This is a genomic window from Sphingobium sp. TB-6, assembly GCF_012927365.1.
Taxonomy (GTDB): domain Bacteria; phylum Pseudomonadota; class Alphaproteobacteria; order Sphingomonadales; family Sphingomonadaceae; genus Sphingobium.
Genome location: NZ_JABBGL010000027.1, coordinates 1 through 12,065 on the forward strand (window position 1 = coordinate 1; position 12,065 = coordinate 12,065).

A 12,065-nucleotide genomic window follows, 5' to 3' on the forward strand; every position below is an offset into this window, starting at 1 on the left:
GACGACCGCCGCGAACGAAACAACAACAGACGTAGCCAGCACGGCCCTGTCTCCGGGGGCGACATCATCTCGGAACAAAGGGGCGCAATCATCTCGGAAACGAGGGGCGGCTTCATCGGAATCGGCACCGATCAGCGCATTGCCTTGATGCAGCGCTATCTGGCCCTGTTTCCCGCTGCTTCAATCGAACTGCTGCTCGCCGACCGCGAGTTCATCGGCGCACAGTGGATGGATTTCCTCAATGAAAACAATATTCCCTTTGCGATCCGCCTGAAGGAAGACATGACCCTCAACCTGGCTAACGGCACAACATGGTCGTTCCGCACGCTCTTGCGGCGAAAGCGGGTGGGCGGAACGGCAATATGGGAAGGGCGGCTCAATGGAACGACAGGCGCCACCAGCCAGCCACTGCGGATCGCCGCAAAACGCTTGGCCGACAAGCAGGTTTTGATCGTCGCGACCAACCAGCCGGAGGCAAGGCAGGCTCTCAATCTCTACCGCAGGCGCTGGGGCATCGAATGCCTCTTCGGTGACGCCAAAACCCGCGGTCTCAACCTGGAAGACACCCGCATCAAAAACCCACGCAAGCTCGACTGTCTGCTCGTCGTCGTCACCCTCGCTATAATCTGGGCATATCGATGCGCCACCCGCGTCATGGGCATGAAAGCCATCCCGCGCAAAACCCATGGGCGACGCCAAAAATCATGGTTCCGGCTCGGCTTCGACAGCCTCAGGCAATGGATTATCAACGATCAACCCAAAGCCGCCTCCGCATGGAGCGACGCCGCTCCCATACGGCTACTCATTCCGCTCCATTCCCGATGAGTCGTGTACGGTGATTGCCGATCTCGACGACGCAGCCAAGGCGAACGCGACAATGAGGATTCCGAGAGATGCCAATCGACCGCTACCGGACATCCTTCTCGATGAACCCCAACGTGTTTGCGTTCTCGATCAGAGTTCGGACCTTTGCTCGATCGAGTCCCGACGGCACTTCGGCGTCGATCTCTAACTTGAGCGTCACTTCGCTACCCGGGATCGTCGTGAGTTGCTCCACGATCGCCTCAACGATCTGGTGAATTTCTCGTGCTGGCCGATCGGCCGATATGTAAGCGCCGACGGAAGGTGGCGTTGACGCGGCCTGTCAGGCTTTTCGGCGTGTCCGCGGCGCCCATTTTTTCGCGAGCGCTTCCAGCCTTGCCTCGATCAGGGGGATATCGGGCTGGGCATTGGGATCATGGTCGTCGCCGAGGGTCTCGAGCGCCTCTTCATGATATTCATGCTGGGGGTCGGCGAGCGCTTCGAGCTTTTCGGCATAACCCCATGGCCCGCCACAGTCCTCTGGCGGGCGCATGCCTACTGCATCGAGGATGAGCGGATATGTCAGGTGCGGGCTGGCCGGGCTGACGCGCTCGATCTTGACGCTGTGGTCCCAGGCATCGCCAAAGTCGTAGAGATATCGGAAGGTCTTGCGCCTCGTATCCGCCAGGACCTGGGCGAGAGTGGCCTTACGGGCGTCGAGTGGCCCGTCGAAGCCATATTCAGGATCGGGGATGCCGAAGCCGGTCTGCCCGAAGCTCATTTCCCACAGGTGAGAGTCCGTCCACGAGAAGGCGGTCTGGATGACGGTGTGCAGACGGTCGAGCCGGATATTGAGCGGCACCTCCAGCGTTCGGCTGACGGCCGGTGTGACATCGTCCAGCGTAATCTTCATCCGCACCACAGTGCCGTTGTTCACGCAGCCTTCTCCAGATCGTTGGTCAGCTTTGATGCCTGCCATTTCCATGGCAGGAAGTCATCGATCCGATTGATCGGGTGGTTGCCGATGCGCTCGATGACGTCCGTAAACCACGCCTCAGGCTCGACGCCGTTGAGCCGGCATGTGCCGGCCAGGGAGTAGAAGAGCGCCGCGGCCTCTCCACCCTTCATGGAGCCGACGAACATCCAGTTCCGACGCCCGAGCGCGACACCGCGCAGGGCGTTTTCCACCAGATTGTTGCTGATCTCGAGCCGACCGTCGTCGCAGTAGCGGATCATGGCGTGCCAGCGGTTGAGCGGATAGCGACACGCACGCGCCAGATTGCTGTCGGAAGACAGGCCACGGTTCTGTGTTTCGAGCCAGACGCGCAAAGCCTCCAGCTTCGGCACCGCCTTGATCTGGCGGATGCGTCTCCGCTCATCGGGTGGCGCACCCTTGATATCGCGCTCGATGGCGAAGAGTTCGGCGATCCGCACGACCGCCTCCGCCGCGATCGGTGACGGGCTCTTCTCCAGTATGTCGGTAAATTTCCTGCGACTGTGACTCCAACATCCCACTTCGACGATGTCCCTGGGCGCCTTGGTTTTGGGGTCACGGTAAAGCGCATTGTATCCGGCAAAGCCGTCTGCCTGTAGATAGCCCTGATAATCGGCCAGATGTTCCGCCGGATGCGCTCCACCACGATCAGCGCTGAAGCGGAAGGCCACGGCGGGCGGGCTCATGTCGCCGCTGGATCGGTCATCACGCAGATATACCCAGAAGTGCCCGGTCCGGCTGCCATCGCCATTGCCCAGCAGCGTGACCGGCGTGTCGTCACCATGGATCTTGGCGGCTTCCCGGATATAGGCGAACAGCCGCTCTCCCAGTGGCGCCAGCAGCCATGCCAGTTTCCGGGCCCAGCGGCTCATCACATCCCGATCGATGTGCAGCCCCACCCGGCGGAAGATCACCGACTGCCGATGCCATGGCTGATGATCGACAAAGCGGCTGACGACGAGATTGGCCAGCAAGGCGCTGCTCGCCATCACCTTGGGCAGCGGCAGATCGACAGCGGGCGCCTGGCGGATCTGCTCGCAGGACCGGCACACCAGCCTGGGCCGGACATGGCGGATGACGCGGAAGCGCGCCGGGACATAATCGAGGACCTCAGTGACGGCCTCGTCGATCTGGACTGACGGTCCGTTACAACCGCCACTGCATGGGCTGGGCTGATGATCGACGGTCTGACGCGGGAAGTGCGCCGGAAGCGGAACGCGGCTGCCAGGTTTGCGGGCCGATTTTGCTACCGGCGGCGCCGGCACCTCATCGTTGGCGGGTTCCGGTGCCTCGACCTCCTCGAACATCAACCGCAGCTGAGCGATATCCATTTTCTCGGAGCTGCGGCCGAACTGGACGCGCAGCAGCCGCGCGACACGATGCTCGAGCTTTTCGATCCGCAAGGTCTGGGCTTTGACCGTGGCTTCCGCGGCCCTCCGTTCGGCCCGTTCCTGTTCCATGGCATCGGCCATCTCCAGCAGCATTTTCTGCAGGAGGACTGGATCTGTGGGAAGGCGATCAAGGGCGAACCGCATGCCGCCGATAATAGCCGAAGCCCACGGTAAAACCTACAGAAAATGGCGGTTTTCCTGATCTTTTTGGCTATGCGAGCCTCGGCGTGACCACCTCATCATGGATTATCGCCTGCTTCCAGTTCAGCCCTTCGATGAGCATAGCAAGCTGGGCCGCCGACAGGCGAAGCGCGCCCTCATGAACACGGGGCCACACGAACTTTCCACGCTCGAGACGCTTTGCATACATGCATAGCCCTGAGCCGTCCCAGACCAGGGCCTTCAACCTGTCGCCCCGCTTGCCGCGGAACAGGAAGACCGCCCCCGAGAATGGATCGAGCTGGAGAATATTGCGCACTTGCGCCGACAGCCCGTCAAACCCCTTGCGCATGTCGCACGGCGCCAACGACAGATAGATTTTCGTCGAAGGCGGGAAAGTCAGGCTCAATGATCCAGCTCCCGCAGGATATCGAGCACCTGTTTCAGGGCCGCCCGATCAACCTCGCCATCAACCAACACCGTCAGGCCGCACCGCCCTCGAACCTCGATCCGCCCAGCTTCTCGAGCTTTGGCCGACGGCGACGACGATGCCAGTTCGACAGGCACGAAGCCTGCCATCGCTCCGCGGAGCAGTTGCTTGCGCCAGGTATAAAGCTGACCTGTTCCAACGCTGTGCCGCCGAGCCACGGCCGAGACGATCGCCCCCGGCACCGTCGTCTCCTTCAGGATCGCCAGCTTCTCCTCGTCGCTCCAGTTCCGACGCCGCTCCACCCGTACAAGCACTCCGCCATCACCGCGACCGCTCATACGAGGATCGTTTGACTGCTCGATGTCCATGCTCACGCCTCCTTAAAGGTCGCGAGCTTTCCTATTCCGGCACCACCGACAAGGCCGCCTTCCGTCGGCGCTTACGCCGATATCATGACGGTCCCGAAAAACCGGGTCGGCTTATGCTCCGGTGCCGGGGTATCCGGCGTTCCATCCGCAGGACCAGCGGCCGGTGGCACACCTTCTGGACTGCCGGGAGCACCTGCAACGGGGGGCGGGCCAGGCTGCACCGGCCCCGGACGATGCGCTTCGGCCACGTCAGGCTTGATGATGACACTATCGCTATCGATCACAACGGCGGCGTTGGCGGCGCGCTCGATCGCCAGACCCAGATAGGTGTCGTTTTTATCGTCCCACCGCTCCGCATAGCCAAACGGCCCGGGCAGCATTCCCGTAATGGCGGCCTGCACCGTCCCCCCAGGTCGTCCGGATTTTCCGGTCGCCGGTGTCCGAGCATTGTTCGAGGCGAGCGATATCCTTGAATACGTCGTATCGGTTGTTCGGCTCGCGCTGGTTAGCCCGCTTGAAAAATTTTAGCTCTATCGCGCACCGCCACTCCACGTCAGTGTCGGACGTGAGCTTGAACCAGATGTCCATTCGTCCGCGTTTAGTCCGGCCGCCCGTCAGGGGTTTTTCGAGCTCAATCGCAAACGTCTCTCGCGGGGCGACGATCGCCAAGTCCGCTACGGTCGCGATGATCCTGCCCAAGTGGAGCTGCAGCGTGGCTTCGCTTTCACATGCGATGCGCCCTCCGTGGATCTGAGCAAACAGGCGGGGGACAGCTATTTGAACAATTTCCCGCAATCTTCCGATCGACATACGGTCGCTTTCAAATTGCACGCAGCGCCAGCGCCGCTGCCTCAGTAATGGTGTATACTGCCTCGCGTTGAGCGCCGCGATTGTGGTGATCAACCCGGTAGCCCTGATAATGGCGCCGAAGGAGGCCTGCCCGGACGAGATCCGAGACCGCGCGACTGACATTGGTTCGTCCTGAACGGCGAACGCGCGTTCTCACTTCACGTTCGACGATCCGATCGGCCTCAGTTGGATCAGCAGGGAGCATGTTGCGTGATGCCAACGAAGACCGCACTTCTGCAACGATTGCGCGCCGGCGCGGGTCTCTCTGCGCCATCGGAACCAGCGAGTCACACAACCAGTCGCGCAGCAACGTACGCTGACCTCCATTGGTTACATATGGCCCCGCGCTGCCGCTATTACTTCCAGCCGCTTGTGCGATAAGGTTGAGCACCATGAAGGTGTATCGCGGACGCGGAGATATCCCTGCAATCCGCTCGATAACGGCCGGCAGGTCGAGTGAGTCTTGGCCATGCTCGCTGTGCGATGGCTCGATAGCATCGAAAAGATCTGGCTGGTGGAACATAGAGCGAATCTAGCAGCGCGGGCGACAATGTGAATCCCTCTCGATTCGCGCTCTCACATTTTTCGTCAGTGACACTTTACCAGTCCAGACTGGTAAAGTGTCACTGACGAATATATCAGGAAGAATTGAATCCTGACGGCTCAGCTCAGCCAAGTGTTAGCGGGTCGCAATAGTCCTGGTATCCGGTGAGATCGGCGACGTCCGCATCGTTGAAGCTTACGATTCTCCGAACGCTCGAGGCGGCCAAAGGCTTGAGCGGTCATGCGCCACACCAACATAGGGCCGCTTGGCGCGCCACGCACAGTGCTGGGCCGCGACATGGATTTCTAATCCCAGATTATCCGTGAAATCGGCGATTGGTATTGCCGCCTCGACGACGGAGGGATCGGTGAGCCGATCGTCCAAGACAGCGCGATTTGCCTCGAGAAAGGTTGTGACCTCGAGCGGCCAGGAGACAGGGGAGTCATAGTCGATGAGCACGGCCTCTACTCGATCTTCGCCATGAGGCGCCCTGCCGCTCCCTGCTCCGCCGCGAGGTTGCGATTGTAGGCGAGCGGCATACGGGGCGACTTCCATAGTAACGCGTCCATGATGCCGGCAAGATCCTCGCCGCTGGCGAACAGATCCTGATTAAGCCCGATCCGCGTCGAATGGGCGCTGATTCCCTCCAGCAGCCGCGCCAGATCCTCGGCCGTGAGATCAGGGAGTGCTCCGCGATCGAACGCCCGCTGGATCATCGACCGAAAGATCGTCCCGATCGACCCCGGGTGCAGCGCGACGTTGCCGACGTCATATTCGACCCGCGCCCTCACTGCGGGCTTGGAGAGCGTCTTGCGCAAATCCCAGGTCTCTCGGCCCGAGATGCTGTCGATCGGCCGACCGCGCACGGCGGCGCGCGCCTTGTAACGCCGCACCTGTACCCGCCGGAACAGCGGCCCGGCCACTATCTCGGCCGCCTCGGTCCAGGCCGCGATCGCCCGAACGGTGCGCGGGCTGAGGTAGGCGGTGGCCCCCTCCCCGTCCTGATCACCCTTGCTACGCAGGATCTGCAGCAGCCGCGCCTCGGGATCGATCGCCTCTTCAATATGGGGGCGTCACATAAAACGGGCACAGATATACGCTAAGGCCTGAGGGCGTCGGAAAACACCTGTTTTTCGTACACTGCGGATTACAAGTCCGTTGAATTCTATGTTCGCGGCACCAATCTGCTCAATGAACTGGCCTTTGCGCACACGTCCTTCGTGAAGGACCAGTCACCTCTGCGCGGACGAAGCGTCGCCTTTTGCATGCGGCATTCTTTCTGAGTAATACTGTGCCAGTCATCGGGAGCAGTCCCTGCTGTCCGGCACAATGCGTGCATCGCGCGCGTCCAGGCATCAAATCCAACCGGGCAGGTTTTGGACATCCGCAGTCCCTTCGGGAATGGCTTGAATGGGGCGCATTGCCGATGAACGGTTTCAGCTAAGAGGTGACCATCATCCCATGGACGTTGTAATGCCGGAATCTCACTTGGCAGCCGAGACCATGCTGTCGATCGCAGCCGGTAGCTTATCCAACTGATCCAGGCCAACGTAGCCTTGCACTGGCAGCGGGGCGGTCCCGACAGTCAGCCCGAGGATTTCTGCGATCCCATAGATAGTGCGCAGGCTGCCGTACTTTTCAAAGAGCGCCCACATGGGTGCGCAAAGCGCCTGCAGCCGCGCAGTTTCCTCAGCATCGCCGGCAAGCGCAGCCTGCGTGAGGCAAATTGCTGGCTCCGGCAGCACGCCGGCAACGACGCTGTGCCAGGCATCGGCGCACGCGAGGAACGCCGGTGCCGCACACCAGTCACCGCTATAACCAATTTTGAAATCCTCCGGCACGCGGGCGCGAAGCTCCTCGATTTCGGCCGTATAGTCTTGGCCATCGAGCGGCGGCATTTTCACCGCAGCGATGCCCGGAACGTTAGCAAGTTCGACGATCAGGTCATGCGAGAACACGAAATTCGTCGTGCCCGGGTTGTTGTAGATGCATAGCGGCAAACCGGTCGAAGCCGCCACCGCCTTGAAATGATGCCCGACTTCTCTGGCAGACAGCTGCGTGTAGGACATCGGCGCGAGCAGAAGCCCGCTGGCCCCTGCGCTCTGAGCGGCAACGGCAAGTTCGCAGGACCAGCTTGTTCGCAACGCGCCGATACCCACCACCACTGGCACACGGCCAGCTGCTGCTTCCACTGCGGCTGCGACGGCACGATTGCGCTGATCCCGGTCAAGATAGGCGTAGGCCCCCGTGCTACCCAGAACACTCACTGAATCGACGCCTGCATTAGCGAGGCGATCGACAAGAACGCCCAGTGCATCCGTATCGACAATGCCACTTTCATCTGCGGGAGTGGGCGGGAATGCGGAGAGGCCCTTGAAAACTGTCATATCTGATAACCCAATGTATTACCGGCCGAAGACGAGGCGCGCACCGGCGCCAGCGAAAACAATACTGAGCGTCCCATCTATCCAGCGTAGCGCTCTGGCATAGCCTCTTATCATCGGTATCGTCGAAAACAGCACGGCATAGCCAAAGAAGATCGTTACTCCGAGGACCACGCAGCCGCCAAAGGCCAAGGCTAGGCGTTCTGTAGAAGCATGTGCTCCAACGCCCAGAGACATCAAGGCGACCCACGAGAGGATTGCCTTCGGATTTCCAACATGCATGAGCACGCCGCGCCGGTACATGGCACCCAGATTTGCCTCTGGAGCGGAGCCTGCCAACGACACCTCATCCTTTTGCATGGCTGAACGGGCGGATTTGAACGCAAGCCACAGCAGGTAAAGGCCAGCAGCTAGCTTGAGGATCGCGAGTGCCTGCGCGTAGCGAACGACTAGAGCTGCAAGACCAGTGACGGCGATCAGGCCCCACAAAAACGACATTGTCACAACCCCGGCGGCCATCGCCGCTGCAGGCTTACGTCCCTGCTGCATCGCGATCCCCATGATGCCCATGGTGCTGGAACCAGGGCTTCCTGCGGTAAGGGCATAGGCTCCATACACAAGGAACAGGTCATTCCACATATCACGCGGTCGCAAAGAACTTGGTGCCGACGACGCCGACTATGACGAGAGAAATGAAGCCTATCTGCACCGGATTTAATCGCTCTCCGAACAGGATCACGCCCATGACAGCGACGCCTGCCGCGCCGAGGCCAGTCCATACCGCATAGGCCGTGCCTGCCGGAAGTGTCCGCATGGCGAAAGCCAGCAGGCCCATGTTGACGAAGTTCAGGATGATGGGGACTGACGCCGACGTCCAACTTCCCTGCGTTGTCGCCCATTTCATGCTGAGCGCCCATGCGATCTCGGTGATCACTGCGATCCCAAGTATGATCCAAGCCATTGCCTATCGTTTTCCCGTTGCATCCATCACCAAGCACCGATCTGCCTCCTCCCACGGAGACGCGTAACCGTGCTTCACCGCAACCTCTGATATTGCGAGCAGCCATTGCCAGACCGATACTACGGGCCACGGCGTGAGGTTGTCGGCCGTAGTGATGCCTGAATGCGCACGCGGCAAAGGCCCTAGTATGGCGCGGTTCTTGGTCAGGTGGGTCATAAGACAATCCTTCCAATCAACGATGCAGCCAGGGTCAACATGACGACGCCCACGATGGCATCGAGGACCTTCCAGGCCACGGGACGGGCGAAAAGTGGGATCAGGATGCGTGCTCCGTATCCAAGCGCTGCAAACCAGGTGAGGCTTGCCGTTGCAGCACCGGCGACGAAGACAGGACGCAAGGTGGGTGCATGAGCAGATCCCGCTGCCCCCATCAGCAGCACAGTATCAAGATAGACGTGCGGATTGAGGAACGTGAACGCGGCTGTTGCCCCCAGTGCGCTGCCCAAGCTGAACTTTCCTTGTGCCGAGACCGCCATAGCTTCAGGCGTCATCATTCGCTGGAATGCCTTGAGACCGTACCACGCAAGGAACGCGGCGCCGCCAAGTGTGAGGACCAATGTCAACTGGGGCATCGCGCCGAGAAGCGCCCCCACACCTCCGACACCGGCGGCGATGAGGATCGCATCGGCGCAGCCGCAGAACAGCACAATCGGCCCAACGTGCTCACGCTTCAGTCCCTGCCGCAGGACGAAAAGGTTCTGGGCACCGATCGCCATGATCAATGCGGCCGACATTGCAAAGCCGGTAATGAAAGTGGGCAAAACGTTGGTCATGGACCAGCTTATGCCTTCCATCATCGATGCAGGGAAACTTGTTCTTCTACATCCGATGAAGTATCTCTAAATCATGCTCGACTATCCTGCTCTCGCCGCCGTCGCCAGCGTTGTCCGGGAAGGGAGCTTCGAACGCGCGGCTGAACGACTGGGCGTTACACCTTCAGCTGTTTCCCAACGAATTCGCGCTCTGGAAGAGCGGCTCGGCAGCATCGTAATTGTGCGGGGGCAACCGTGCCTCCCAACCGAACTCGGGCGTAAGCTGTGCGCGCATGTCGATATGGTGCAACTGCTTGAGGCCGATCTGGCCCCGGCTTTGTCGTTCGCAGATCCCGGCCGAATTTCTCCAACATCTGTCACCGCTGGGCTGGCAACACATCAATCTGACCGGCGATTACCTTTGGACGGATCATGACTTAACGACCGGCACGCTACGGCCGCTGCGCCAAAAGATCGGCGCTACCGTGCCCCAAAAGGCTTAGCGTATATCTGTGCCCGTTTTATGTGACGCCCCCGGCTTGGGAAAACATAGTCTTCGATTGCACCTCCTCGTCGCTCCAGCCATGCTAACAGGCTAGCGTGGGCGTCATCCATCAACTTGAATTGGACGGGTCGGCCGATCTTCTGCTGCACGACCATCGCAGGGGTGCGAATGGCTCGGTTGCAGACCAGATAACAGCCCGCAGCGTGCTGTCGATTGCAAGATCGAACAACGCTCGATCGCGTATGCGTCTGGTCCGATCGAGATAGAAGCGAACTGCGCAAACCTGTCGAGGCTTAAACGCACGTTTCGCGCCAACCTTACGGCTGGCATTCCAAGCGTGCCGTTCTTGCGCAGCTGACCGCGACCGCGATTTGCCCAACCTAAAGCGGACGGCCCGGCCCTCCCGGTCAGCTCCGTGGCCATATGTGAATGGCCGCTTCCAAGCACGACGCTCGGCCCCTTCAGGCCGGCGTTCACGCGCTCGTCGATGTCTTGCGCAGCTTGGAAACCGGCGACTTGGACATGCCGGTCATGCCCATGACCTGGGCCAGTTCGTCGACGCGGCGCGTGCTGACGCCGCCTATCCACGCTTCCTGGATCACGGCCACCCCAAACACACCGCTCCATTCATGGAGCTTGCGCAGGATTCCTGTTCGTCGCGGCCCCACATGCCGGTGGCAACGATCCGGGAAATGCCGCCTTTCACACGGATCGCGTCACGGAAATGATTGCCGCCTAAGGCACGGCGATACGACAAGGCGGCTTGACCAACATCGCGAAGATGGGCACCATTAATATCCCAGACTCCACTTGCGAGTGAAGGGAGTTTGGGAAGCACATCAGATTAATGAAATGAATGAAGGTACAGGCTTTGGGCGATTCATATCTCCTGATTGATGGAGACATGCAACCGGCAGGCATGATCGCCATTCCCGGCGGTCGCTTCTCAATGGGGGAGGAGGGCTTCTACCCTGAGGAAGCCCCGGTGCGACAGGTGCGGGTCGACGATTTCCTGATCGACGCCACTCCCGTCACCAACAGGCAGTTCGCAGCCTTTGTGGCGGCCACCGGCCATCGCACGCTGGCGGAGATCGCGCCTGACCCGAACGACTATCCCGGCATGCCCCCGGAGATGGCGAAGGCGGGATCACTTCTGTTCAGTCGACCCAGTCATGTGCCGGACATGCGCGATTACCGCTATTGGTGGTCCTTCTGTTTTGGTGCGGACTGGCGTCACCCGCTGGGCCCGGGCAGCAGCCTTGACGGGCTGGAGGATCATCCAGTCATCCACATTGCCTATGCCGATGCCCTCGCCTATGCTGACTGGTTGGGCAAGGCGCTGCCGACCGAAGCGGAATGGGAATATGCCGCGCGGGGCGGCGTCGACGGGGCGGCCTATGCCTGGGGTAGCGAACTGGCACCCGGCGGCGCGATGCTCGCCAATTACTGGCAGGGTGCCTTCCCGGTCGAAAACACGCTGGCCGATGGGTGGGAGCGCACTTCGCCGGTCGGCGCCTATCCGGTCAATGGCTATGGCCTGTCCGACATGATCGGCAATGTGTGGGAATGGACGCAGGATTGGTATGCGGATGCAGCGAAAAAGGGGGCGAGCGCTAGTGACTGCTGCATCCCCCGCAACCCGCGCGGCGGGAAAGAGCAGGAGAGCTACGACCCGTGCACACCAGATATCGCGATCGGCCGCAAGGTGCTGAAAGGTGGATCGCATCTGTGTGCGGAAAATTACTGCCAGCGCTATCGCCCGGCGGCCCGTTATGCGCAGCCGATCGACACGTCGACCTGCCATGTTGGCTTTCGCTGCGTGGTGCGACCCAGCTCAGCCTTGTGAAGGGTTACACCAATTTTCTCT

13 protein-coding genes and 4 pseudogenes are annotated in these 12,065 nt (G+C 60.7%); 3 read left to right on the forward strand and 14 right to left on the reverse strand.

The features are described 5' to 3' along the window. Positions 1–825: transposase (locus tag HHL26_RS22090; RefSeq protein ID WP_169576726.1), on the forward strand; the 825-nt coding region annotated here is incomplete at its 5' end. Positions 826–907: 82 nt separating this feature from the next. Here HHL26_RS22090 and HHL26_RS24640 read toward each other — a convergent pair. The 12 genes and pseudogenes from HHL26_RS24640 to HHL26_RS22150 all read right to left on the reverse strand — a co-directional run. Beyond that, positions 908–1,108 (reverse strand): annotated as a pseudogene (locus HHL26_RS24640) (hypothetical protein); the annotation flags it as partial. Positions 1,109–1,144: 36 nt separating this feature from the next. Then, entirely contained in the window at positions 1,145–1,738 is a 594-nt protein-coding gene (locus tag HHL26_RS22100) for a plasmid pRiA4b ORF-3 family protein (RefSeq protein WP_346765617.1), read from the reverse strand. Further along, on the reverse strand, positions 1,735–3,267 hold the full coding sequence (locus tag HHL26_RS22105; RefSeq protein ID WP_169576727.1) for an IS66 family transposase: 1,533 nt from the start codon (positions 3,265–3,267) through the stop codon (positions 1,735–1,737). Before HHL26_RS22105 ends, HHL26_RS22100 begins: the two co-directional genes overlap by 4 nt. Positions 3,268–3,397: 130 nt before the next feature. Further along, a complete protein-coding gene (gene tnpB / locus HHL26_RS22110; protein ID WP_346765618.1) occupies positions 3,398–3,754 on the reverse strand; it encodes an IS66 family insertion sequence element accessory protein TnpB in 357 nt (118 codons plus the stop codon). Continuing rightward, positions 3,751–4,143 carry a transposase gene (locus tag HHL26_RS22115; RefSeq protein ID WP_169576728.1) on the reverse strand — a complete coding sequence of 131 codons (393 nt, stop codon included), beginning with the start codon at positions 4,141–4,143 and terminating at the stop codon, positions 3,751–3,753. The genes tnpB and HHL26_RS22115 overlap by 4 nt, the downstream gene beginning before the upstream one ends. Before the next feature lie 71 nt (positions 4,144–4,214). Continuing rightward, positions 4,215–4,544, reverse strand: a complete 330-nt coding sequence (locus HHL26_RS22120) for a hypothetical protein (RefSeq protein WP_240962551.1) — start codon at positions 4,542–4,544, stop codon at positions 4,215–4,217. 419 nt (positions 4,545–4,963) lie between these two features. After that, positions 4,964–5,515, reverse strand: coding sequence for a hypothetical protein (locus HHL26_RS22125; protein ID WP_082749231.1), 552 nt, complete (start codon positions 5,513–5,515; stop codon positions 4,964–4,966). Between the two features lie 485 nt (positions 5,516–6,000). Beyond that, positions 6,001–6,603, reverse strand: a pseudogene (locus HHL26_RS22130) (integrase); the annotation flags it as partial. A 417-nt stretch (positions 6,604–7,020) separates the two neighbouring features. After that, complete coding sequence (locus HHL26_RS22135; RefSeq protein ID WP_169576729.1) at positions 7,021–7,923, reverse strand: dihydrodipicolinate synthase family protein; 903 nt, start codon at positions 7,921–7,923, stop codon at positions 7,021–7,023. Positions 7,924–7,941: 18 nt separating this feature from the next. Beyond that, entirely contained in the window at positions 7,942–8,559 is a 618-nt protein-coding gene (locus HHL26_RS22140; RefSeq protein ID WP_169576730.1) for a LysE family translocator, read from the reverse strand. A 1-nt stretch (position 8,560) separates the two neighbouring features. Then, the gene (locus HHL26_RS22145) at positions 8,561–8,881 is read right to left on the reverse strand and encodes a multidrug efflux SMR transporter (RefSeq protein WP_169576731.1); all 321 of its coding nucleotides are present in this window, start codon (positions 8,879–8,881) and stop codon (positions 8,561–8,563) included. Positions 8,882–9,093: 212 nt separating this feature from the next. Continuing rightward, a complete protein-coding gene (locus HHL26_RS22150; protein WP_169576732.1) occupies positions 9,094–9,714 on the reverse strand; it encodes a LysE family transporter in 621 nt (206 codons plus the stop codon). 73 nt (positions 9,715–9,787) lie between these two features. On the opposite strand from HHL26_RS22150, the gene HHL26_RS24555 reads away from it, so the two are divergent. Beyond that, positions 9,788–10,129, forward strand: coding sequence for a LysR family transcriptional regulator (locus tag HHL26_RS24555; RefSeq protein ID WP_277349439.1), 342 nt, complete (start codon positions 9,788–9,790; stop codon positions 10,127–10,129). A gap of 98 nt (positions 10,130–10,227) precedes the next feature. Here the strand turns inward: HHL26_RS24555 and HHL26_RS24380 are convergent. Together HHL26_RS24380 and HHL26_RS22165 are read right to left on the reverse strand one after the other, a co-directional pair. After that, positions 10,228–10,577, reverse strand: a pseudogene (locus HHL26_RS24380) (integrase); the annotation flags it as partial. 80 nt (positions 10,578–10,657) lie between these two features. Continuing rightward, positions 10,658–10,806, reverse strand: a pseudogene (locus HHL26_RS22165) (transposase); the annotation flags it as partial. A 311-nt stretch (positions 10,807–11,117) separates the two neighbouring features. Between HHL26_RS22165 and HHL26_RS22170 the strand changes: the two are divergent. Beyond that, positions 11,118–12,044, forward strand: coding sequence for a formylglycine-generating enzyme family protein (locus HHL26_RS22170; RefSeq protein WP_169576755.1), 927 nt, complete (start codon positions 11,118–11,120; stop codon positions 12,042–12,044). Positions 12,045–12,065: the final 21 nt, after the last annotated feature.